General features: G+C 56.1%; 14 protein-coding genes. 3 read left to right on the top strand and 11 right to left on the bottom strand.

Annotated features, from left to right (window positions below):
• Positions 1–3 precede the first annotated feature (3 nt).
• The 10 genes from STH12_RS15835 to hemC form a co-directional block, all read right to left on the bottom strand.
• On the bottom strand, positions 4–711 hold the full coding sequence (locus STH12_RS15835; protein WP_126168440.1) for a transglutaminase-like cysteine peptidase: 708 nt from the start codon (positions 709–711) through the stop codon (positions 4–6).
• A 17-nt stretch (positions 712–728) separates the two neighbouring features.
• Entirely contained in the window at positions 729–1,334 is a 606-nt protein-coding gene (locus STH12_RS15830) for an OmpA family protein (protein WP_126168439.1), read from the bottom strand.
• Positions 1,331–2,740: a TolC family outer membrane protein gene (locus tag STH12_RS15825; RefSeq protein ID WP_126168438.1), complete on the bottom strand. Its 1,410-nt coding sequence runs from the start codon at positions 2,738–2,740 to the stop codon at positions 1,331–1,333. Before STH12_RS15825 ends, STH12_RS15830 begins: the two co-directional genes overlap by 4 nt.
• Before the next feature lie 29 nt (positions 2,741–2,769).
• The gene (locus STH12_RS15820; protein ID WP_126168437.1) at positions 2,770–4,152 is read right to left on the bottom strand and encodes an HlyD family type I secretion periplasmic adaptor subunit; all 1,383 of its coding nucleotides are present in this window, start codon (positions 4,150–4,152) and stop codon (positions 2,770–2,772) included.
• Complete coding sequence (locus STH12_RS15815) at positions 4,149–6,320, bottom strand: type I secretion system permease/ATPase (RefSeq protein ID WP_126168436.1); 2,172 nt, start codon at positions 6,318–6,320, stop codon at positions 4,149–4,151. Before STH12_RS15815 ends, STH12_RS15820 begins: the two co-directional genes overlap by 4 nt.
• 94 nt (positions 6,321–6,414) lie before the next feature.
• A complete protein-coding gene (locus tag STH12_RS15810) occupies positions 6,415–16,467 on the bottom strand; it encodes a Calx-beta domain-containing protein (RefSeq protein WP_164551227.1) in 10,053 nt (3,350 codons plus the stop codon).
• Positions 16,468–16,843: 376 nt separating this feature from the next.
• On the bottom strand, positions 16,844–18,010 hold the full coding sequence (locus STH12_RS15805) for a heme biosynthesis HemY N-terminal domain-containing protein (RefSeq protein WP_126168434.1): 1,167 nt from the start codon (positions 18,008–18,010) through the stop codon (positions 16,844–16,846).
• Positions 18,007–19,221: a uroporphyrinogen-III C-methyltransferase gene (locus STH12_RS15800; RefSeq protein ID WP_126168433.1), complete on the bottom strand. Its 1,215-nt coding sequence runs from the start codon at positions 19,219–19,221 to the stop codon at positions 18,007–18,009. The genes STH12_RS15805 and STH12_RS15800 overlap by 4 nt, the downstream gene beginning before the upstream one ends.
• Positions 19,222–19,278: 57 nt before the next feature.
• Positions 19,279–19,998, bottom strand: coding sequence for a uroporphyrinogen-III synthase (locus STH12_RS15795; protein ID WP_126168432.1), 720 nt, complete (start codon positions 19,996–19,998; stop codon positions 19,279–19,281).
• Between the two features lie 2 nt (positions 19,999–20,000).
• Positions 20,001–20,933: a hydroxymethylbilane synthase gene (gene hemC / locus STH12_RS15790; RefSeq protein WP_126168431.1), complete on the bottom strand. Its 933-nt coding sequence runs from the start codon at positions 20,931–20,933 to the stop codon at positions 20,001–20,003.
• Between the two features lie 204 nt (positions 20,934–21,137).
• Here hemC and STH12_RS15785 point away from each other — a divergent pair, with 204 nt between their 5' ends.
• Positions 21,138–23,564, top strand: a complete 2,427-nt coding sequence (locus STH12_RS15785; protein ID WP_126169555.1) for a class I adenylate cyclase — start codon at positions 21,138–21,140, stop codon at positions 23,562–23,564.
• A 72-nt stretch (positions 23,565–23,636) separates the two neighbouring features.
• On the opposite strand, the gene cyaY is transcribed toward STH12_RS15785, so the two are convergent.
• Entirely contained in the window at positions 23,637–23,969 is a 333-nt protein-coding gene (gene cyaY / locus STH12_RS15780; protein ID WP_126168430.1) for an iron donor protein CyaY, read from the bottom strand.
• Between the two features lie 2 nt (positions 23,970–23,971).
• Here cyaY and lptM point away from each other — a divergent pair, with 2 nt between their 5' ends.
• Entirely contained in the window at positions 23,972–24,199 is a 228-nt protein-coding gene (lptM, locus tag STH12_RS15775) for an LPS translocon maturation chaperone LptM (protein WP_126168429.1), read from the top strand.
• A gap of 11 nt (positions 24,200–24,210) precedes the next feature.
• Positions 24,211–25,455, top strand: a complete 1,245-nt coding sequence (gene lysA, locus STH12_RS15770) for a diaminopimelate decarboxylase (protein ID WP_126168428.1) — start codon at positions 24,211–24,213, stop codon at positions 25,453–25,455.
• The last annotated feature ends 22 nt before the right edge of the window (positions 25,456–25,477 follow it).

Genomic DNA, 25,477 nt, shown 5'->3' with positions numbered 1-25,477 from the left:
TAGTTACTCCAATCTCATCTTGGGTTGTCTGAGCCGTTCAACCCCCAGTCTTCGGGTTAAATCGGACCATTTCTCCAGCCGCGAGGACGACCCCGCGAGCTCACCCCGTCCCTTTTCTTTGTTTAACCACAGTTGTTTACCGTTAAAGCTGTAAACTGGCAGCAGGTCCCGTCGTTGCGTGGCCGGTTTGATGGCCTTGTCCAGGTTGTCCAGTACCAGAGGTACCGAGCCCGGTGTTTCGTAATACGCCAGCACCATGTGGTACTGGTTGACCGAGGTTGCTTTAACCATGGTGATCCTGAGCTTCTCGTCCGGAATGCCGAGCTGCAACAGGGTAAAATATTTGGCGATGGAGAAGTCCTCACAATCGCCGCCGGCAACACCGATAAACTCCATGGGCGTGGCCCAGTAGTTCGATTCGCCCCATAACCTGATATCGTCAACGAAGGTAAACAGATTAAAGAAGGTATTCACCTTCGCCAACTTTTCTTTTTCGCTCAGTCCCTGAGCCGAGTCCACTACCTGAAACCAGGCATTGGCCCGTTTGCCGGCGCGAGCGCCGTATTTGTTCTCCAGGGTGGAGACAATCTTGTTACGGTCCAGCTGGGCACTTGACTGCGCGAACAGACAAATCCCCAGCAGGGCCGTTGCCAACACGCCATGTCGGCAGACCTTTAATACGCTTTTGGTTATCTCATGTCTGCCTGTCATGGTTTGAGGTCAGTACACTATTTCACTTCTTGATCAACAGTATATATGTTCCACTTCATGTCGGCAGTAGTGTCGTCACCAACAATCTCAGCGATTACACGACGGTTTTTGTCGTGTGCCTCAGGCGAATCGCTTGGGTCAACAGGGTTGTTGTAACCAAAGCCGATAGCCTTGAGGCGGCCGGGTTCGATACCGTATTGCTGCACCAGCACTTCGGTAACCGCGTTGGCGCGGCGCTGGGACAGGTCCATGTTGTAGTCGTAACCACCGGTGCGGCTGCAGTGACCTTCAATGGTCACGGCGGTGTTAGGGAATTGGCGCATAAAGCCTGCCAGTTCCTCAATTTGGCCGTAGTACTGCGGAGCCAGGTAGCTTGAGTCGTTCGGGAACAGGATTTTCAGTTCGCGGCGCTCGTTGATGGCCTTGATTTGACCACAGCCGTAGTTGTCGATGGCGGCGCCATTAACGGTACCGGCGCAGCGCTCACGGGCTTCAATAACGCCGTCACGGTCCGGATCGTTCAGGTCGAACACCTGCTCGGTGCTGCCGTCCATGCTCACGGTGTCGCGCATCGAGCACGCGCCCAGGCTCAGCAGGGCCAGGATCAGTAGTGTGGTTCTCATTTTGTTACTCCCCCTTCATATTCACGCTCTCCCTGCCAAACTGTCGGGCGGGTTACCTTCAGAGAATCCAGCAGACGACCGGTGGCGTTCAGCACCCGGTACTTGGCCACGATTTCGTCGTACTCGGCCTGCAGGTAGTCTTTGCGGGCTTCAAACAGTTCGTTTTCGGTATCCAGCAAGTCGAGCAGGGTGCGCTGGCCGAGGTTGAACTGTTGGGTGTAGGCCACCTGGGTGTCCTTGGCGGCTTTGACGTGATCGCGGATATAGTCTTTCTGCGGCGTCAGCATTTCATAGGCGTTCCAGGCCAGGTTCACCCCTTCCACCACTTCGCGGTAAGCGCGCTGACGGATTTCTTTGGCTTCGCCGATTTTGTAGGCCGCTTCTTTTTCGCGGGCCAGATCTTTACCGCCGGCAAACAGGTTGTAACGAACCCGCACCATGGCAACCAGATCGTTGCTGTAACCGCCTACGTCGCTGCGAAATGCGCCTGAGCCGGATACGCCGTCTTCGCCATCGAGGTTGTTGTTCCAGTTACCGTCCAGCTCCAGGGTGACCTTGGGGTAGTAGCCGGACTGCGCTGAAGAGCGCTCGTTCTGGGCCGCTTCAATGTCGGCGGCAGCGGATTTGAGTACCGGGTGGTTGTCCTGGGCCAGCGTCATGCTGGTTGCCAAATCGGTTGGCAGCATGTCGGCATCGGGCACGGGCACAATCATGTCATCCGGGGCCTTGTCGACCACGCGGCTGAACTGGGCCTTGGCATCAAAGAAGTTGTTGCGGGCGGAGATCAGGTTGGCGTTGGCGCGGGCCAGACGACCGGTGATTTGCGACAGATCCGCAATCGAGCCCAGACCTGAGTCGGTGCGCTGCTTGATCTGATCGTAAATTTCCTTATGGGTCGCCAGGTTCTTTTCGGCCAGGTTCATCACCTGCTCAGTGCGGATGTAGTTGATGTACACCTTGGTCACATCCAGCGCCATGTCCTCGGCGGCGGCAAACAGGGCCCACTGATCGGCGCTGGCTTCAAAGCTTAAGCGGTCGACTTCGCTGGAGGTGTAGAAACCGTCGAACAGCATCTGGCGGATACTGATGCCCGCTTCGCCGCGCTCGAGTTCAAAGTCACCATTGTCGCGGCCAAAGCGGCGACGGGTAGATGGGCTGTCGGTTTGCTCCCAACCATAGCCACCGGTGAGATCCACCGTGGGCATATAGCCGGCAATCGCCTGATTGACCTGCTCTTCGCGGGCCTTGAAGCGGTTGAAAGCAGCGCGCAGTTCTGGATTGCTGTCCAGGGTGTGCGCCACCGCCTGTTCCAGCGTCATGGCTGACGCCGACAGAGGCAACATCATGCCCCCCAAGGCGGCCGCCAGTACGCCAAGGCGTAGCTGATGCAAGCGTGTTTTTAACATGGTTAAACCCTCCCGGTTTAGTCAGAGCCTTATCTTTCCCTTAGTGCGGTATCTTTGGCTCTTAGAATTGGATTTAGTAAGTACTCAAGAATGGATCTTTGCCCGGTAATCACATCAACGGATGTGAGCATGCCGGGGATAATTGGCATCTCCGTGCCATCGTCTTTAACTAAGCTGGACTCTTCGGTCCTGACGCGTATCAGATAAAAACTATTGCCTTCTTCATCCAGGGTCGTGTCGGCACTGATATGCTCTACCGTGCCTTTAAGGCCGCCGTAACGGGTAAAGTCGTAGGCGGTCACCTTAACAACAGCGGGCAGACCTATATGCAGGAAGGCGATGTCTTTGGGGGTAATTTTGGCTTCGATCAACAGCTGATCTTCAGACGGAACAATTTCCATAATATCGACCCCAGGCTGCACCACACCGCCGAGGGTATTGATATGTAGGGTTTTTATTGTGCCGTTTACCGGTGAATTAATCACCGCTTTGCTGACCTTATCCTGGGCCCCCACCTGGGCCTCGCTCATACGGGCGAGTCGGGTCTGCATTTCGTTGAGCTGGGCGCGGGTATCGGCGGCGAACACGAATACCGCTTCGCGTCGCTTAAGGATAGCCTCGTCCAGCGAAGCTTTGATTTTAGGGCGCATTGAGCGCAAGGCCTTGAGTTCGCCCTGTAAATCGTTAACGGTCCGCTCGAGTTTGAGCAGTTCCACTTCAGGCACAATGCCTTTTTGCGCCAGAGGCCGGGTGAGTTCCAGTTCGCGGCTGATGAGCTGGAAACTGGTGGTCATGGTGGCAATCTTGGTGGTGAGCTCTTCGCTTTCCTGCTGGCGCTGCTGAATTTGGCGCGCAAGAATTTCGAGCTGGTTTTCCAGATTGTCCAGACGACCGTTGTATTCGGCTTGCTGGTGAGCCACCAGATCCGGCTTTTGGGCGCGCAGATCGTTGGGGAACACCAGCTGTTCTTTGGCGATACGCACCTGCTCGCGCCAGTCTGAGGCCATGTCGGACACGGTAATGCTGTTCAGCTCGGCCCTCATGCGAGCAACATTTGCCTGCAGGCTGTAAACCTCTTCTTCCTGCTGGGCGAAGTCGGAGCGAAAACGAGTGTCATCGATGCGCGCCAGCGGCTGCCCTTTGGTCACCAGGTTGCCCTCACGCACAAAGAGTTCTTGCAACACGCCGCCATCGAGGCTTTGAATCACCTGCACCTGGGACGATGGGATAACCTTGCCTGAGCCTACAGTGACCTGATCGAGCTTGGCGAAAAATGCCCATATGAGGAATGAAACAATCAGCGCAGAGAGCGCCCAAATGGTCAGACGATGGCTGGTCGGGGCGTCGGTCATCATGGCGCCATAAACGTCATCGACCATTTCCAAATCACGGGTTGTCAGATGCTTACTCATGCTTTGGCACCTCCCGCAAGCAGGCCAAGACTGAGTTTTTCCAGCACTTCATTCTTGGGACCATCGGCCAGCACGTGGCCGCGGTCGAGCACTATCACCCGGTCAACCAGCTTCAGCAGGTGCATTTTGTGGGTGATGATAAGCAGAGTTCTGTCTTTGCTCACATGCTCCATGGCGCGGATAAACTGTTTTTCGGCGCGGGCATCGAGACTGGCGGTGGGCTCATCCATCAGCAAAATTGGCGGGTCGTTCAGGGTCGCCCTGGCCAGCGCTACCGTTTGCCGCTGACCTCGTGACAGTGCCTGGCCACCTTCACCAACCTGCTGATCCAAACCTTCGGACTCGAGGTTGGTAAACAGGCTCACACCGGAAATCTGTACGGCGCGGATCAGCTGATGTTCAGACACCTGGCGGGTGCCAAAGAGAATATTGTCGCGAATCGAACCGTGGAACAGCACTACGTCCTGGGGCAGGTAGCCGAAGTTGCGTCTCAGGTCGCTGGGGTGAATTTGTGCGCTGTCGATGCCGTCGTATCTCAGGCTGCCCTTGGTGGGCTTGTACAGACCACACAACAGTTTGGCGAGGGTACTTTTACCCGAACCATTACGGCCGATGATGGCGACTTTCTCACCCGGCTGGATGTTCAGTGAGGTGGGGTGCAGCACGGGCTTTTCGGAGCCCGGATAACAGAAGCTCACATGGTCAGCTTCGATTTTGCCCAGCAGACGGGTTTTGCTGACCAGGTGGCCCTTGTTTTCAAACTCGTCTTCCTGGGTCATGATTTGATCCAGCTGACGCAGGGCGCTTGCCGTGTGGTTGGCCCGGGTTAACAGTCCGGCTAACTGCGCCATGGGTGACATGGCACGGCTCGAAAGCATTACCGCGGCAATAATTCCACCCATGGAAATGGCATTGTCGGCCACCCGGTATACCCCAAGGATCACCACGAATACCACTGTGAGCTGCACCATAAAGCTGGCGACGTTACTCACTGAGTTAGATAGCTTTTTCGCTTTCAGCTGCCAGTTGGCCGTATGGCCAATCATCTGTTGCCAGCTTTTTTGCACCAGCCCTTCGGCGCCGTAGGCCTTAATGGACTCAAGCGCCGCCAGACTTTCAATCAGGTGGCCGTGTTTCAGGCTGGCAAATTTATTACTTTCGTCGATAGCCGCCTTGAGCCTGGGTTGTATATACAAGGTGTAACCGATAATCACCGCGCCACCCAGTAACGGCAGTAGCGCAAGGTCGCCGGATACGATGTAAATAATGATCAGGAAAAACAGCGCGAAAGGTAAATCCACCAGGGTAGTAATGGTCGCTGAAGTGAGAATGTCGCGAATACTGTCGAATTCACCGAGTTGCTTAGCCATACCGCCAACGCTGGGAGAGCGCTTCGACAGCGGAATGCCGACCGCCTTGGCGAATAGCTGGGAGGAAACAATGATATCTACTTTTTTACCGGCAACATCAATAAGGTAACTGCGTAGTTGCCGCATCACCAAATCGAAAATATAAGCAATGCCGGCACCGATGGCGAGTACCCACAGGGACTCGAATGCGAGGTTGGGCACCACCTTATCGTAGACGTTCATAATGAACAAAGGTGATACCAGCGCAAACAGGTTAACCAGTACCGAGGCTATCAGCGCATCACGGTAAATGGGTGCCGCGTCTCTTAAGGTCTTGAGTAGCCAGTGCGTTTTATTGTCGTGATGATGCACATCAAAACGCATATCACCGCGATATTGCTGTTTGACCAGAAACAGATAACCCACATACAGGGTTTCGAGTTGCTCGATGGCCAGTGTTTCTTCGCCACCGGTCTCGGGAAGCTGAATAACGGCTTTATCTTCAGTGAGCTCTCGAAGTAAGCAGGCTTTTTTGTCTTTCAGCAGCAGGATGCAGGGCATCATGATCGGCGACACCTGATCGAGCCCTTTGCGGGTAAGGCGGGCATTGAGCCCTGCTCTGGAGGCGGCCTGTGGAACCAAATCCGGCGTCAGCACAGCTTCGGAAAGGGGCAAACCTGCCGCCAGAGATTCACTGGAGCAGGGGGAGCCAAAATATTCGGTGAGGAGCACCAGACTATCCAATAAAGGATCGACGGTAACCCGCGTGGAAGCAGCGATAGTCCATTGCTCTTCGCTTCCGGTAGCAGATGAAGACACCTTTTAAATTTACCTTATTATTTTTATAACCTTAGGGCCAGTATAGCCATGCCGGACCATATTGCTATAGTCCGGCATGTAACTGGTTCAAACATTAGGGATGGAGGGGTTTATCGTCATCCAATGGCAGGCTGTTGCCCACAGGCTGAACATTCCCTGTATCTCCCTGAGTATCGACAATCAGCGGACCTGCACCATTGCCCAGCAGGTTGGTGATGATGCCTGTTTCATCTGAAGCATCCAAACCATACTCGTGAGCCAGATCCACTCCGTCGAGCACGATACGCTGATCAACGTTTCCATCTTTGTCAGCATCGATTTCGATGGTGGTGGAGCCGCCGGCAATGCTGAAGCTGAGGAAGTCTTCCAGATTTCCACTCTCTTCACCCTGCAGCAGATCGCTCAGATCCAGTTTATCTTCATTGACGTCGAAGTCGATGATATGGTCGGTACCGGTTTCGCCAGCCTTCCATACGAAGGTGTCTGCACCGCCATCGCCACGCAGAACGTCGTCGCCAAGACCACCTATCAGGGTGTCGTTGCCGTCACCGCCACGAAGTGCATCGTTGTGGCTGCCACCATCAATGTAGTCATCTCCGGTGTGCCCGTAGAGTATGTCAGAGCCAGATTGACCGAAGATTTTATCGTTGCCGCTACCACCGTTGACGACATCCGCTCTGGCAGAAGACACATCATTGGAAAGCAGCATGCCATCAGTATCCACAATACTGTCTGGGCCAGCTAATGTTCCGGTCATTATATGATGAGTCGACAGAGTATTAACCGATAGCTCGAGTTGGTCATCTGTTCCAAAGCCAGCAGCACCGGTTTTACCTGCGTAGATAACATCATTACCCTTAGCGGTTTCGATATGGTCGTTGCCATCACCACCACTCACAACCTGGATGTTTTTAGTGCTGTGACTCTGGTTATTTGCACCTGACGCACTAACCATATTTCCATCGCGGTCCGTGATAATGCCACTTAATCCTCCACCGAATGTGGCATTCAGTACTTTCTGTCCGGCGCGATTTGCACTTTCGCCATTAACAACAATGATGGTGTCATTGAGGTTAGAGCCTTGAGTTGAAATCAAGTCAGCATCCGCAATATTGATACCATCGGCATTTACTGGATTGACATCAATCTTCAAGGTAGCGCTGGTTTTATCACCATCGCTATCTTGGGTGGTGTAAGTAAAGGTTTCGATGTCACCAGATGCAGGGATACTGTTGGCACTCGCTGTTAACTGGTAGGTATAAGTACCATCAGCATTCAGGATTAAGTTGCCGTAAGTCCCAGCGATGATCGCGCCTACTTGGCCAATAACGCCAGTGTCGGTTTGATCTCCCTCTGCCACACCTATGATGGTTGGAGCGCCATCGGCACCCACGATATCGTTGGTGAGCACGTTGCCCTCGGTGTGCGGCAGGGTATAACCATCTCCTGGAACCATGCGCACCACCAATTCATAACTGTTGGCAGCATTTTCGGCGGTGTGGATTTCAGTAACCACGTTTCCTGTGACTTTATCTTTAAAGCCAATAACCTGCAGGGTGTACAACGCACCTTCATAGTTAAAGGTCACACTGGTTTGTCCTACCGTTACTATGTCCTTAGATGCTTCAGGATCGTCGCTGTTGGGGGTCTCATTGTGGGAGAAGTTGAGATCCAACGAAACCGGCGTGGTTTTGCCATACGCATCGGTCAGCGTAAATGCCACATTCATCTTGGCACTGGTGATTGAAGTGCCGGAGTAAGTAGGCCAGTTATAGTGGGTAAAGGTACCGAGCACTATGTCTTCATTCAGTGCGAGCTGGCCAGACAGACCTGCGTCATTATCGATAAAGCCATAACCTGACTTGTAACTGCCTACAGGTGAGCCCCAACGCAGTTGATCCAGGCCGCTGTCGTTATCCAGACCACCACCATTAGCTGCATCGGTTCCATCGAACATCTCGATGTGGGAGCCGTCATTGGTTTCCGTCCAATTCGCGACAATACCGGAAACCAGGAAGCTGTCGACGACGACATCAATACTGTTGGTATCATCAACAGCAAGGTTTTTGTCGTCCGCAACGGTGACAGTCACGTTGGACGTTGCACTGAGACCTGTGCCTGACACCCCGATAACTTCAATGCCGGAGATAGTCAGGTTGTCAGTATTGACTGAGTGAGGCAGGGTAGTAAGCAGTTCAGCTTGAACCGTGACATCTCCTTCCTCGCCGGCATTGATGCGACTCCAATCCAGCGTTAAACGGATAGCTTCGCGGCCCATTGTAGTACCAACAAGCTGACCGGCTTCGTTTAATGCCCAAGACACATTGGCATTAATGCCGCTGACTTGGATATTGCTGAAGTTGCCAAACTGGAACACACCTATAGCATCGCTGCCTGCTTTGAAGGTTAGATTCTGTGAGTCAGAGTCCAAACCATTGTCCAGCAGGTCAGCCTCTTGCAATCTGGCAGTGGCACTGGTGGTCAGTGCTGTCGGTGCCAATGGGGCGCCTCCGGGCGCCGCCAGATTAATATTAAACTCGCCAGAGGTGGTGTCACCGTCGCTGTCTTCAACTGTTACGTCGAACTTCAGTGAAACATCCTCGGTAGAACTCGAAATGACGTCAGCACTGGTGCCCGTAAACTGGAAGCGGTATTGGTTACCATCTCCAGTAGTAGTTAACTCTATATAGCTGATTGGACCGAGATTAGAAATCGCATCACCGCTGGCGATATCACCCTCACCCAACAAGGTGCCGTCTTCGGAATAGGCCTTGAAATGGGCTAGAGCTGCACCTGTAAAGTTCACAGCGGCACTGGCAACATCCTGTGCGAAATCGATGACAAAAATTTCACCATAATCCACAAAAGCATTATTGGCTCCGAAGCCGCCGGTATTACCATTCACTGTACCTGGGTTGTCATTTGTGTAATGTGAGCTGAGGGTAAACGCCAGCTCATAGTCGGCGCCTAATTGTGACAGATCGTTGTCGATATCGAAGGTGCCATTAGTTGCATTGTAACCAACGTACACAGCTGGGCTGTTACCGCCCTCACCACCGTCGAGCTCTGCCACTTCAATTTTAGACAGTGTGTCGATGGTTTGGAGCAAACTCATACTGTAGCTGTCGCTATTCGGATCAGCTGTCAGTGTGAATACGAGATTTTGATCTGTATTGGCAGCGTTATAAGCACTCGGGGTGGCGCTGCTGTCAGTATAAGCGTAAAGAACATCAGGATTTAGTGGATCAACATAGTAGAACAATGTCTTGCCGTTTGAGGTAATATCTGAATCAGCAAAGGTTATATTCGTGCCATTCCAGCCATTGACGTTGGCAGACAGATCGGCACTATAGCCCTGATCTACACCGCTGGTATTCAGTAATCCAGTACCCTCGTAATCGCCAATGACGTTATTACCGTTCAGGTCTCCAGTGGCAAGGTCAACTTCATCATCTTCCACTGTGAGGTTAACAGTACCGCTGGCACTGTGGTTTTGCGTATCGATTGCATTGACTATGATGCCGCTAATACTGATGGAATCAATGTCAACAGGATTGCTGCCATGTTGAAGGTTATCCAGTAGGGTCGCAGTCACGTTGACGTTACCGGTTTGGCCTGCACTAATAGTCCCACCACTGAGCGACAGTATGATCATTGGCACTCCGCCGATGCTACCAATCAGGTTGCCGGTATTGTTGTCGACATTCCAGGAAATGCTTCCGTCCAATCCCGTCACAGTAATGCCTGCGGTAGAACCAAAGGCAAAGCTGGTTATGTCTGCCGAGCCACTGGCAGTGAAAGCCAGTGACTGACTATCAGTATCCTGATCGCTATCAGCAGTATCTGTATCTGCATCTTGCAATGCCAGAGTAGCCGTTGCGCCACCGAGAATATCGTTGTCGGTGATGGTTGAGGTACCGGTCACGGTGCCGTTGCTGCCGGTGCCGCTGAGGGTGTAGTTTTCAGTCAGTTCAAAAATGGTGTCGTCGGTGGTGCCGACCTGCACACTGAAGCTGTTGGTGTTGGCCGGTACGGTCACACTGAAGCTGCCGTCGGCGGCCACTGCCACCGTCTGGCTCACGCCATCTATCACCACGGTGACCTGGGTACCGCTGAAGTCAACGCCCTTGGTGGCGGTGCCACTGGCGAGGGTCAGGGTCAGGGTGGTGTCAGTGCTGGCAGTGTTGGTCAGGGTCACCGCGAAGGTGTTGGCCTGGCCTTCAACCACGGTGTCACCGGTGATGCTGGCCACTTTCGGCGCGCTGTCGTTGTCGGTGATGGTTGAGGTACCGGTCACGGTGCCGTTGCTGCCGGTGCCGCTGAGGGTGTAGTTTTCAGTCAGTTCAAAAATGGTGTCGTCGGTGGTGCCGACCTGCACACTGAAGCTGTTGGTGTTGGCCGGTACGGTCACACTGAAGCTGCCGTCGGCGGCCACTGCCACCGTCTGGCTCACGCCATCTATCACCACGGTGACCTGGGTACCGCTGAAGTCAACGCCCTTGGTGGCGGTGCCACTGGCGAGGGTCAGGGTCAGGGTGGTGTCAGTGCTGGCAGTGTTGGTCAGGGTCACCGCGAAGGTGTTGGCCTGGCCTTCAACCACGGTGTCACCGGTGATGCTGGCCACTTTCGGCGCGCTGTCGTTGTCGGTGATGGTTGAGGTACCGGTCACGGTGCCGTTGCTGCCGGTGCCGCTGAGGGTGTAGTTTTCAGTCAGTTCAAAAATGGTGTCGTCGGTGGTGCCGACCTGCACACTGAAGCTGTTGGTGTTGGCCGGTACGGTCACACTGAAGCTGCCGTCGGCGGCCACTGCCACCGTCTGGCTCACGCCATCTATCACCACGGTGACCTGGGTACCGCTGAAGTCAACGCCCTTGGTGGCGGTGCCACTGGCGAGGGTCAGGGTCAGGGTGGTGTCAGTGCTGGCAGTGTTGGTCAGGGTCACCGCGAAGGTGTTGGCCTGGCCTTCAACCACGGTGTCACCGGTGATGCTGGCCACTTTCGGCGCGCTGTCGTTGTCGGTGATGGTTGAGGTACCGGTCACGGTGCCGTTGCTGCCGGTGCCGCTGAGGGTGTAGTTTTCAGTCAGTTCAAAAATGGTGTCGTCGGTGGTGCCGACCTGCACACTGAAGCTGTTGGTGTTGGCCGGTACGGTCACACTGAAGCTGCCGTCGGCGGCCACTGCCACCGTCTGGCTCACGCCATCTATCACCACGGTGACCTGGGTACCGCTGAAGTCAACGCCCTTGGTGGCGGTGCCACTGGCGAGGGTCAGGGTCAGGGTGGTGTCAGTGCTGGCAGTGTTGGTCAGGGTCACCGCGAAGGTGTTGGCCTGGCCTTCAACCACGGTGTCACCGGTGATGCTGGCCACTTTCGGCGCGCTGTCGTTGTCGGTGATGGTTGAGGTACCGGTCACGGTGCCGTTGCTGCCGGTGCCGCTGAGGGTGTAGTTTTCAGTCAGTTCAAAAATGGTGTCGTCGGTGGTGCCGACCTGCACACTGAAGCTGTTGGTGTTGGCCGGTACGGTCACACTGAAGCTGCCGTCGGCGGCCACTGCCACCGTCTGGCTCACGCCATCTATCACCACGGTGACCTGGGTACCGCTGAAGTCAACGCCCTTGGTGGCGGTGCCACTGGCGAGGGTCAGGGTCAGGGTGGTGTCAGTGCTGGCAGTGTTGGTCAGGGTCACCGCGAAGGTGTTGGCCTGGCCTTCAACCACGGTGTCACCGGTGATGCTGGCCACTTTCGGCGCGCTGTCGTTGTCGGTGATGGTTGAGGTACCGGTCACGGTGCCGTTGCTGCCGGTGCCGCTGAGGGTGTAGTTTTCAGTCAGTTCAAAAATGGTGTCGTCGGTGGTGCCGACCTGCACACTGAAGCTGTTGGTGTTGGCCGGTACGGTCACACTGAAGCTGCCGTCGGCGGCCACTGCCACCGTCTGGCTCACGCCATCTATCACCACGGTGACCTGGGTACCGCTGAAGTCAACGCCCTTGGTGGCGGTGCCACTGGCGAGGGTCAGGGTCAGGGTGGTGTCAGTGCTGGCAGTGTTGGTCAGGGTCACCGCGAAGGTGTTGGCCTGGCCTTCAACCACGGTGTCACCGGTGATGCTGGCCACTTTCGGCGCGCTGTCGTTGTCGGTGATGGTTGAGGTACCGGTCACGGTGCCGTTGCTGCCGGTGCCGCTGAGGGTGTAGTTTTCAGTCAGTTCAAAAATGGTGTCGTCGGTGGTGCCGACCTGCACACTGAAGCTGTTGGTGTTGGCCGGTACGGTCACACTGAAGCTGCCGTCGGCGGCCACTGCCACCGTCTGGCTCACGCCATCTATCACCACGGTGACCTGGGTACCGCTGAAGTCAACGCCCTTGGTGGCGGTGCCACTGGCGAGGGTCAGGGTCAGGGTGGTGTCAGTGCTGGCAGTGTTGGTCAGGGTCACCGCGAAGGTGTTGGCCTGGCCTTCAACCACGGTGTCACCGGTGATGCTGGCCACTTTCGGCGCGCTGTCGTTGTCGGTGATGGTTGAGGTACCGGTCACGGTGCCGTTGCTGCCGGTGCCGCTGAGGGTGTAGTTTTCAGTCAGTTCAAAAATGGTGTCGTCGGTGGTGCCGACCTGCACACTGAAGCTGTTGGTGTTGGCCGGTACGGTCACACTGAAGCTGCCGTCGGCGGCCACTGCCACCGTCTGGCTCACGCCATCTATCACCACGGTGACCTGGGTACCGCTGAAGTCAACGCCCTTGGTGGCGGTGCCACTGGCGAGGGTCAGGGTCAGGGTGGTGTCAGTGCTGGCAGTGTTGGTCAGGGTCACCGCGAAGGTGTTGGCCTGGCCTTCAACCACGGTGTCACCGGTGATGCTGGCCACTTTCGGCGCGCTGTCGTTGTCGGTGATGGTGCTGTCACCGCTGGCACCGCCGCCGTTGGCGGTGGCAGTGAGGGTGTAGTTCTCAGTCTGTTCAAAGATGGTGTCGTCAACCGTGGCCACCTGCACCAGGAAACTGGCGGTACCGGCGGGGACGGTGACGCTGTTGCCCACCACGGGCACGTAGTTGGCGCCGCCATCGAAGCTGACCATGTAGGTGGTGCCGGTATCGGTACCGACAATGGCCGTGCCGTCGCTGAGCGCCAGGGTGACCGTGGTCTCGGTGGCGCTGGGGTTGCTCAGAGTGACGGTGAAGGTGTTGTTCTGACCTTCGGTGACCTCATTACCGGTGACGCTGTTGACGGTAGGAGGCTCTTGCGCGTCGAGGATCGTGGTATCTACCGTTGCGTTAGACAAATCCAGCAGTTCGAAAACATCGGAACCTGCAGGAGTCTGAATGGTACTCACTGAAACGCTGAAATCCTCGTCACCTTCGTAAACTCCATCATTAATAGTATCTACCGTAAAGGTGGCGGTGGTGCCATCGGCACCAATCACGGCCTGGGTGGTTTCAACGATGTCGTCGCCACTGGCGGTGGTGTAGCTGTAAGTCAGGGTGACGATGCTGCCCGCCGGGGCTGGCTCGCTCAGGGTCACGGTGTAGGTGCCGGTGACCTCGCCTTCGGTCACAGTGTCAGGACCGCTTAATGTCACGGTGACTGTGTCTTCTTCCCCTGGAACCTCAGGGTCAGTCGGGGACGCCGCATCCTTGATGGTGGTTTCCACGCTGGCGCCGGACAGGTCCAGCTGCTCGAATACGTTGCTGCCGCCGTTGGTGATACCACTGACCGACACGGTAAAGGCTTCATCGCCTTCGGCGTAGACGTCATCCACGGTGGTGATGGTAAAGCTGGCGGTGGTGCCATCGGCGCCAATCACGGCCTGGGTGGTTTCAACGATGTCGTCGCCACTGGCGGTGGTGTAGCTGTAAGTCAGGGTGACGATGCTGCCCGCCGGGGCCGGCTCGCTCAGGGTCACGGTGTAGGTGCCGGTGACCTCGCCTTCGGTCACAGTGTCAGGACCGCTTAAGGTCACGGTGACTGTGTCTTCTTCCCCGGGGATTTCAGGGTCAGTCGGGGACGCCGCATCCTTGATGGTGGTTTCCACGCTGGCGCCGGACAGATCCAGCTGCTCGAATACGTTGTTGCCGCCGTTGGTGATACCACTGACCGACACGGTAAAGGCTTCGTCGCCTTCGGCGTAGACGTCATCCACGGTGGTGATGGTAAAGCTGGCAGTGGTGCCATCGGCGCCAATCACGGCCTGGGTGGTTTCAACGATGTCGTCGCCACTGGCGGTGGTGTAGCTGTAAGTCAGGGTGACGATGCTGCCCGCCGGGGCTGGCTCGCTCAGGGTCACGGTGTAGGTGCCGGTGACTTCGCCTTCGGTCACGGTGTCTGGGCCGCTTAAGGTCACGGTGACTGTGTCTTCTTCCCCGGGGATTTCAGGGTCAGTCGGGGATGCCGCATCCTTGATGGTGGTTTCCACGCTGGCACCGGACAGGTCCAACTGCTCGAATACGTTGCTGCCGCCGTTGGTGATACCACTGACCGACACGGTAAAGGCTTCATCGCCTTCGGCGTAGACGTCATCCACGGTGGTGATGGTAAAGCTGGCGGTGGTGCCATCGGCGCCAATCACAGCCTGGGTGGTTTCAACGATGTCGTCGCCACTGGCGGTGGTGTAGCTGTAAGTCAGGGTGACGATGCTGCCCGCCGGGGCTGGCTCGCTCAGGGTCACGGTGTAGGTGCCGGTGACCTCGCCTTCGGTCACAGTGTCTGGGCCGCTTAAGGTCACGGTGACTGTGTCTTCTTCCCCTGGAACTTCAGGGTCAGTCGGGGACGCCGCATCCTTGATGGTGGTTTCCACGCTGGCACCGGACAGGTCCAGCTGCTCGAATACGTTGCTGCCGCCGTTGGTGATACCACTGACCGACACGGTAAAGGCTTCATCGCCTTCGGCGTAGACGTCATCCACGGTGGTGATGGTAAAGCTGGCGGTGGTGCCATCGGCGCCAATCACGGCCTGGGTGGTTTCAACGATGTCGTCGCCACTGGCGGTGGTGTAGCTGTAAGTCAGGGTGACGATGCTGCCAGCTGGGGCCGGCTCGCTCAGGGTCACGGTGTAGGTGCCGGTGACCTCGCCTTCGGTCACAGTGTCAGGACCGCTTAAGGTCACGGTGACTGTGTCTTCTGGGCCTGGTACGGCTTCATCGACGATATTGGTGGTCGCACTGTTATTGCCGCCAATGTTGGCATTACCACCGGTCACACTGGTGATGGTGATGGTGAAGTCTTCAGAACCTTCTGCCAGGGCATCATCAATAGTGTCGATGTTAACGATAACGCTGGTTTGGCCGGCAGGGATCACGACGCTGACCACACCGGTAAAGTCGGTGCCGTCGATGGCGGTGCCGGAATAGGTGAAGTTAACGGTTACGTCCTGGGTGGCAGGTTGATCCAGTGTCACGGTGAAGCTGGCGGTGTCGCCTTCGCTGACGTCGGTTTGGTTGGCGCTGATGCCCACTTCGGGATATACCACATCGCCGTTATCCGTGGCAGAACCTGTGTTGCCTGCGGTATCAGTCACGCTGGCATCGGCGGTGTAGCCACCTTCAGACAGGGGATCGATAACATCAACCGAATAGGTGCCGTCGGTGTTGACCGTGGTGGTCAGGGTCTGGGTGCCACCATTGCTGTCGGTGACCACTATGGTCACAGTGCTTCCGGGTTCGGCATCAGTGGTACCAGTAATGGTTGGGGTATCGTCGGTGGTGTTATCGGGCGCAACAACAGTAATAACTGGTGGGGTTACGTCTAACGCACCGGGAAGTTGGGTTTCCTGAACGGTGGTGTCGGCAGCTGGGGCATCACCAGTAGTGTCAAATCCGCTTGAAGCCAGGGTCTCGCTACCGGTACGGGACAGCGTGACATAGCCTGAGCCACCTTCATTACCGGTAACACCACCGGCAGCGGTTTCAGGCAGATCGGCAGTCGGGTCATCGCCAGCGGCGATTTGAGCCTGCAGCGCTTCGATTTCATTCAGCGCATTGGGATCGATTTCCTCTTCACCAACGGGTGGCTGGGCGGCAGTGGATTTGGCATCCGCTTCGTCCAGGGTTGTACCATCGTCCAGCTCCAGTTCAAATCTGGTGTTGTCTGCCACCAGCAGAACGGCGCCTTCGGGAATGGCATCACCGGCAGAAACCAGTTTCTCTGTTCCGCCAGCATCCATGCTAATTTGCCCATCTACAAACTTGAGCATTCCATTTTTTGGTGTGATAAACGAACCCATAACAAGCTCCCAACAGCCTATATTCGATACGATTTTTGCCTGAAAGTAGACAAAAAGATCCCAACTTAAGAAGTACATTGTACGCTTAAATGTGATATCGGTCAATTTTTTGACGGTGATCTTACTTATTAAAAAATATAGTTTTTCGAGCTAGTTTTTGACGTTTTTATACTAGATTTGACATACCGTATATGGGTATTTTGTGATACAAAAACACAACATATGGTACGTTGTCTTAAAAAAGAAAAAGCGCCCTTACAGATGTATCTATAAGAACGCTTTGTTTTGGTTAACGAAATGTTGTTCTGTATTGAGATCAGGCCTTGGCAGCGCGGCGATAGTGTGTCAGGGCAAGGTTGGTATCACCCAGTTGCTCATCCAGCTCAGCAAGGGCAAGCCAGTTTTCGCTGCTGGGGTTCAACTCACAGGCCTTCTGTGAATGGGCTCTGGCACCCTTAAAGTCCCGTCCCTGGCGGCATAGCTGGGCCATGCACTCCTGATATTCGTGGATGTCCTCATACTTTTGCCCGAATCTTTCGAGCTGCAGCCGCGGCGCTTCATCACGACCATTAAGGATTTGCCCCAAGGCGGCCAGCACATCGGCATCTGCCTGCGACTCCATGTCCTTGAGCAGTAGCTTGATGGCTTCGTCCCGTTTGCCTTGCCTGGCCAGACCCAGGGCGTAGGCGGCACGATTGGCACTGAGCTGCTTTTCTGCGCGTGACAGCCACTGCCATTCTTTATCCAGCGCATCCCAGCTGTCATTGCCGGCTTGCTCAAGCAGATTTACGGTCACTTTCTGCTGCAGCTGCATCAACTTGTCTTCACTGAGCAGGCTGTGTTTGCGAATGGCAGGCAGCAATTCCCTCAGTGCACGCCAGTCCCCGGTCGCTTGGTAAACCTCGATGGCGAGTCTTATCACAGGTGGTTTGCTCTTGCTGGTTGGATTGAGTTTTGCCAGTTCAGTCCCTGCGCGCTCAATCTGTCCCTGTTGCAGCAGATAACGGGTGTGGCTGGTTGCCACGGCGAATTCGGCCAGCGGTTCTTTAGCGGCGCGCTCAAGATAGCTGTCGCGCTCGGCATACTTACCCTGGCGCTGGGCGGCGCGGGCCGCTGCCAGCAGGTTGAGTGCCGGCAGCTCGCCTTTATCGGCCCCTTTGGCCATAAAGCGTTCTGCGTCGCTCCAGTTTTCTTCTGCCAGTGCCAGCGCGCCGGAAAGCGTGTGCTTCTTGGCAGCATTGCGGCGCCAGCGCTCAGGCAGATAACGGCTGCCAAGCAGCAGATTCAGCAGTTTTACCACCAGCCATTCGATGGCGATGATGACACCGTAGGCGATAACCAGCATCACCACGGCAAACACCAGACTGGTTTCAATCTCGTAGTCGAATGCCGACAGATACAGGTAGCCGGTATTGCCCATCAGGTAGGGGCTCAGGCACAAACCAATAAGGATGATGCCGAGGTAAATCAGGGTCCTGATCATAGGTTTATCCCCTCAGCTGATGGCGGCAGCGCCTCCGGATTGGCGTCCGGCTCGCTGTCGGGCTCACTGTCAGGCGCGGTCAGCGGCATGTCCTGCGGGGCGCTTTCCTGCGTCTGGGCCGCAGGCTTCACGCCATCCTGCACCAGGCTGCGGAGCATATCCGATGACTGGAACTTGCTGATGGGAATGGTGTCTATTCGCAGGTTCGCCAGTTTATCGAGACTTTCAACCACCTGGGCGCCTGAACCTTGTTCCTGGCTGAAATAGAGCTTTACCCAGCCCTCGGCGGTAACCACGGCTTCGCGGAAGCTGCGTTCGTCATGGCGATACAGTGCCAGCTGTGCCTGCAGCAGCTTGGAGCGGATATTCTGCTTCAGATACCACTCCTGCTCCGGTGCCAGCAGTGGCGTGATGTCTTTGCTGCGATGACGCACTGTGACGAAGTCGCGGATCAGCGCCTGCCAGCTCTTGGCGAGGTTGGTTTGCCAGTCGTCAATCGACTCGCTCAGGGTGTCTATGTCTTCGGGCGTGTATTCATGCTTGTTCTGCCCCGGAGTCAGCTGCTCAAGCCGCTTCATGACTTCATCCAGCGCGTACACGTTGCCGGCGACATCCGTGCTGCGCACCGATGCCACCTGATCCATATCCGCAGCCAGTGCCTTGCGCAGTTTGAACAGCGCCGGGTCCTGCATGGCGGCAATGCGCTCATCGGCGGCCTTGAGCAGGCTCAGCGCCGTGCCAGGGTCAAGCTCAAGCCACAATTTGCGACCTGCCATACGTACCAGATAGTCGGCTTCGGCAATCAGCCAATCGTCCGGGGTCTTTTGCGACAGATTCGCCAGTCGCTTCTCCAGCGCTATTTGATCTGCCGTCAGCCTGCCAAGCTCCTGTTCAAGCGCGACCACCTGACGCTGGCGCTGTTCGAGCTGACCCAGACGCTCCATAGGCGCCTTCAATGCCTGAGCGGTGGATTCTTCCAGCGACTTGGTGTGATGGAACTGCTCAACGAGCTGCTGATACAGATAGTAGCCACCGGCGAGGGCGGCAGCGCCCATACCCAGTGACAGCAGCACTGCCAGACGCAGCGCCCATGAGCTGCCTTGCCGGGGAGGCTTTTCAGGCTGTTGGGGGGCGGAAAGGGTGTCGGGAGTGTCCTTGGCTGGCAGAGTTTGTGGCTCTGGGCGCCCGGCTTCTTGCTGTTGGTTTTCCATGAAACAATCCTTGATGCCAGAAAGCGTTCAATTCAGGGAAACCAAAGCAGCAAAAGTTCACATGCCCAGTGCGTCCAGCACGGCGGCTTGATTTGCTGCTCCGGCGTTGGTGACTCTGACAAGTCCCAGCTCCCTTGCCCGGTCTTCAACCCGGGCGCTGGGCACTATGATATGACAGCCGCTAAGCCAAGCAAAACTGTCTTTGGGTACGAGATTTATCAGGTTTTCCAAGACTTCGCCACTGGTGACCACTATGGTGTCCACTCCGAAGTCCTGCCAATGCTGGCTAAGTGCGCTGCCATCGAGGCTTGGGCAGGCGCGCTGATACACCTCAAGATAGCTGACTTCGGCGCCGCGCTCACGCAGCCCTTCGGCCATGGCTTCGCGGCCGCCGCGGCCTCGGACTATCACAATGCGTTTGCCGCTGACATTGGCCAGGGAGGGCAGAGTAAGCAAGCCTTCGGTGGCCTGACTGTCGGCCGGCGCGCGCTCGGCGTGAATGCCGTAATCGAGCAGCGCCTCGGCGGTGGCATCGCCCACAGCATAATAGTGGGCATCTGGCCAATTGCCGTTGAGGGCTTTGGCGCCATAGCTCACGGCGCTGGTGCTGATAAAAATCAGCATATCAACGCCGACAAGCGCGGCGAGCTGCTCATTCGTAACCCCCAATGACTGCACCGCCAACAATGGCTGCACAGTAAAGGGAATACCCCGGGCGCTGAGGGCGGCCGTCATGGCGCCATTTTTACCCTCGGGACGGGTGAGCAGCAGTTTCATGATCAGTCTCGGGCGTACACGGCATCCAGAATGGTTTTGGCGCCGCGGCTCAGCAGGTCATCAGCAAGCTGTTGACCCAGTTCAATGGCGGCCTCTTTGTTGCCGCTGACGGTGCCTGTGATGACTTCGCTGCCATCCGGATTACCCACCAGACCACGCAGGGTCAGGGTTTCTCCCTCGATTTCGGCAAAGGCACCGATAGGCACCTGACAGCCACCTTCCAGACGGGTGTTCATGGCACGTTCGGCCAGTACCCGCTGACGGGTTTCTTTATGCTCAAGCGGCGCCAGCAGGGCTTTTACCCGTGCATCATCGGTACGGCATTCAATACCCACGGCGCCCTGGCCATTGGCAGGCAGTGACTCTTCGGCGCTGATAAAGCTGGCAATGCGCTCGGCCAGTTCCAGACGGATAAGACCGGCGGCGGCCAGAATGATGGCGTCATATTCGCCTGAGTCCAGTTTGGCCAGGCGGGTGCCCACGTTACCGCGCAGATCTTTAATCTGCAGATCCGGACGACGGGCACGCAACTGGCACTGACGACGCAGGCTTGAGGTGCCTACAACGGCGCCCTGTGGCAGCTCATCAATGCTCTTGTAAGTGTTTGATACAAAAGCATCACGCGGATCTTCACGCTCGCAAATCACTTCCAGGCCCAGGCCGTCAGGGAATTCAACCGGCACGTCTTTCATCGAATGCACCGCAATATCGGCACGACCTTCCAGCATGGCGACTTCCAGCTCTTTTACGAACAGGCCCTTACCACCCACCTTGGCCAGCGGGGTGTCCAGAATAACGTCACCCTTGGTGCTCATGGGCAGCAGTTCCACCACCAGGCCGGGATGAATGCGCTCAAGTTCTGCTTTTACAAACTCAGCCTGCCACATGGCGAGGGGGCTTTTGCGGGTCGCGATACGAATAAGGTTTTGAGACATGCCGATTTTCCATCTTATGGTCTGCGTTAATTGCGCCAATGCTAACATTGCGCGGGCGGCGATGTAAGGAACGCCGGTCGCATCTTTTTGCAGCCATCCGGTGATTAGACGATAAAAGTGTGATCCTGCTCCCAAAAGTTTGCGTTGGCCATCAGGGGTGTTAGCATGGGTTCATTCTTTCCAAAGGATTGGCGACACCCGCAGATGATCTCACAGAGCCGGTGGTCCACAACGGCACTAAGCCTGTCTGAGCGACTTAATAAAGTCCGCATGGCACGGGCGCTGGCACTGCTTTCTCCGCTGAAACGCCATCTGCTGCACGCCATTCCGCTGCTGCTGCATTTCCACGGCCCCCGTCTGCCCGGCTACAACGGCCACGCCACTCCCTGCGGACTGGCTGGGTTTGAACCCGAAACTCCCCATCTTGAAGCGGCCAAAGTGCTGTCTTTGGGCTTGCCAAGCCTGCGTGGCGATTGGCCCCATGCCATCGAGGGTGTCTATGCCATGGGCAGCACCGGCAGCTTTGGCCAGAACCCTCTGAGCGATGTGGACGTATGGGTTATCCACGAACAAAGTCTGGTGGAAGAAGACGTTGCTGCGCTGGCGGCCAAACTCAAGGCCCTGACCGACTGGTTTGCCGGGTTCGATTTTGAGGTGAATTTTTATCTGGTGCACCCACGTCAGTTTCGTGGCGACAGAACATCGGAAGACAAAAAGCTTACTCTGGGGGTGGAACACAGCGGCAGCGCCCAACATTGGTTGCTGTTGGAAGAGTTCTACCGCACCCAAATCCGCCTCGGCGGCAAACCGCTTTACTGGTGGCCCGATGCCAGAGTCAGCAGCGATGGGCTGTGGCTTGGTGACGTGCACAAGCTGCCGGCGAGTGAATATTTCAGTGCCTCGCTGTGGCAACTCTACAAAGGCTTGGTGAAACCCCATAAGGCACTGCTGAAGGTGTTGTTGCTTGAAGCCTATGCCTGGCGCTACCCGGATACCGAGCAGCTCAGCCAGCGGGTGTGGCAACACACCCTGGAAGGGGATTTCTCGGCGTCCAATGACCCTTATTTCCTGCTCTACGAAACCATCGAAGAGTACCTGACTTCCATCAATGACCACCGGCGGCTGGAGATTGTCAGACGCTGCTTTTATCTCAAATGTGCCGTGCGCCTTAGCCAGCCGGAACAGCCCAAAGACTGGCGTTATCTCAAGATGCAGCTTTTGGTCAGCGCCTGGGAGTGGCCTGAAACCCTCATCGAAACCCTCGACAGCTGTGAGCACTGGCACAGTGGCCAGTTGCAATGGTTTAACGCCCAGCTGAACGAGCTGATGCTGGCAAGCTATCAGACGCTGCTGCATTTTGCTTCCCGCCACGGCATCAGCGAGGGATTGAGGGTGGAAGATCTCGGTATGCTCACCCGCAAGCTGCATACCTATTTCAGCGAAGATAATCATTTGATCCCCAAGCTGAATTTACTGTGGAGCCAGAGGGTGGAAGAGCCGAGGATGACGGTGATCACCAGTCAGTCTGATGGCACCCACTACTTGTATAGACAAGCGCCCGATGCCTCGGCTCTTAAAGGTGAGGCGGCGGTATTTGTGGCTGACAATCTGGCGGCGCTGCTGCTGTGGTCATCACTCAATGGCGTTGCCGGTGAGTCGACCCAATGGTTTTGGTATGGCGATCGTAAGGCCGGTAAACGTCTCGAAGATGCGAGTCGGCGCTTATCCAGCGCCATTGCCGATGTGGACCCCAAGGTGTCGAAGCAGGATTTGTGTCAGCCATGGCATTACCGCAAGCTGGTGCTGATGGTGAACCTTGAGCAGGACCCTACGCCGGGCTGGCCCGGGCAGGAAGTGTTGATCGACATGATGAATGCCAACCTGTTTTCCCTCGGCAGGCAAAGGCGCAATATGCTTGGCTCGCTGGATGTGCTCTGTTTCAACTCCTGGGGCGAATGGCATTGCCATCACTTCGATGGTGAGCAGGCGCTGCTGAAGGCGATGACCTTTATTGCCCCCGGTATTCGCCGGGCAGGCACCAAGGTAGATTTACGCACCATTGGCTGCAGCGAGCGGGTGCGGCCGCAGCTGGAATTGGCGGTAAATACCTTGCTTAAACAAGTCGCTACCTTGAGCTGTCAGGCCAAGGTATCCTCTACCCTGATGCAGCCGCTGCGCATAGGTCACAAGAGTTATGGGCTGTTTTTCAATACGCTGGGAGTGGCGTTTGAAGATCTGGACGATGCGGCGTCACTTTACCGCCAGCTGAGCCACGGCAATCTGGTGGCGCTGCCCAGGCCAGAGCTTGGCGACGACCCCTTTGCCAGCGTGCCGGAGCTTATCCAGGACTATGCCACTCGGGATGTGATCCAGTACTTCCTGCGCCAGCGCGATGAAGGCATAGATGTGTTTATTCTCAATTCCGAGAACCAGTTAAGTCACTATGTGCAGCATGGCACCACGGTGGAAGCGCTGGTGAACAAGGTGAGCCAGCAGTCGGCGTTTGAAGGGCTGTATGAGGTGCGTGGCCGCTTTAATTTGCCACAGTTTTTCCAGCTGGTTCGCCAGCAGGGGGAATTACGGGCACAGCCGGTAGGGATGGCACGGGAAGATTTAGGCGCGGAGTTTTAACGCGGCTTACTGCTAAGAACGGTGGCTTGAGGAAGGCGGCTTGAGGAGCAGCGCACCTTCCTCACCCAAGCCTTACCAGCACAGGTCCAGATTGGCCTGACGCTTAATGGACTCTTTCAAAAATGGCATAAATTCGGCACCGCCGTTACGCTCGTCAATCCATTTTCCTTCTTTAAATCCAAAGTGATAACCGCCAAAGCGGGTGGCCAGCCATACTTCGTGCAGCGGCTCTTGCTTGTTGATCACGATTTTGGAGCCATCTTCAAACGTCAGCTGTAACACCCCGCCCGAACTGTCGATATCCACATCGGCATCGTCGTTGTCGATGGCATTTTCAACTGCGGTTTCTATGATGTTGAACATTTCATCGGCCAAATGGTGAAACTCTGTGTCTGTCATCGCCATGTATGTTGATCCTTTTCAATCTTGGGCTTGAGTGCGATTATAAGGCCAAACCCGCGCCATATGCATTGAAGTTGAGAAAAATGAGACTGTATTTATCCCTGTTGCTTGCTAGTCTGCTCCTGTTGGGCTGTGGCCAGAAAGGCCCACTCTACAAGGCGCCACCCGCTCCTGATAATCAGCAGCAACCCGCCGTCGCCGACAAGCCAACCAAAGATGACCGCAACCAATAAGGAAGTACACCTTGGATCATTTCCTCTATCGTGACGAGCGGCTGTTCGCCGAAGACTGCGATGTGGCAAGCCTTGCCGCTGAACATGGCACGCCCCTGTATGTTTATTCCCGCGCGACTCTCGAGCGTCACTGGCACGCCTTCGATGGCGCTGTCGCCACGCATCCACACCTGATTTGCTATGCGGTCAAAGCCAACTCCAACCTGGCGGTACTCAATGTGCTGGCGCGCCTTGGCAGTGGTTTTGATATCGTCTCTGGCGGTGAGCTGAGCCGCGTTATTGAGGCGGGCGGCGATCCGGCCAAGGTGGTGTTTTCCGGCGTGGGTAAAACCGTTGCCGAAATGGAGCTGGCGCTCAATACCGGCATTATGTGCTTTAACCTGGAGTCCGGTGCCGAGCTTGAGCTGCTCAATGAAGTAGCGGGCCGTCTTGGCAAGGTGGCGCCTGTGTCGCTGCGGGTCAATCCCGATGTGGATGCCGGCACTCACCCTTATATCTCCACTGGCCTGAAAGAAAACAAGTTTGGTATTCCCATGGAGGAAGCTGAGGCGCTGTTTGCCCGCGCGGCCGCACTGCCGAATCTGCAAGTAAAAGGTGTGGATTGCCACATTGGCTCGCAGCTTACTGAGCTTAAGCCCTTCCTCGATGCCATGGACCGCATGCTGGCGCTGATTGACCGTCTGGCTGAGCAGGGCATTGTGATTGAGCACTTCGATGTGGGCGGTGGCCTTGGCGTAACCTATAACGGCGAGACCCCGCCGCATCCGGACGTGTATGCTGCCGCTATCCTCGAGAAGCTTAACGGTCGTCCGCTGAAGCTGATTTTTGAGCCTGGCCGTGCCATTGCCGCCAACGCCGGTATCTTCGTTACTCAGGTGCTTTACACCAAGGACAATGGCGACAAGCGCTTTGTGATTGTCGATGGCGCCATGAATGACCTTATCCGCCCGTCGCTTTACGGCGCCTGGCAGAACATTATTCCTGCGGTTAAAACTGACCGCGCCACTACCCTTTGCGACGTGGTTGGACCCGTATGTGAAACCGGTGACTTCCTCGGTAAAGACCGTGATTTGGCGGCGGACAGCGGCGATTTTCTGGTGGTGCGCAGTGCCGGTGCCTACGGTTTTACCATGGCGTCGAACTACAACACCCGCCCCCGCGCCGCCGAGCTGATGGTCGATGGTGACAAAGCGTTTGTGGTACGCGAGCGGGAAAAACTCAGTCAGCTCTGGCAAGGAGAGCAACTCCTGCCGTAAACTGGGGAAAGTACCCGATTTT

The organism is Shewanella khirikhana (genome assembly GCF_003957745.1).
GTDB lineage: Bacteria > Pseudomonadota > Gammaproteobacteria > Enterobacterales > Shewanellaceae > Shewanella > Shewanella khirikhana.
Note: the sequence above shows the minus strand (reverse complement) of the source record. Positions and strands in the feature narration are given on the sequence as shown.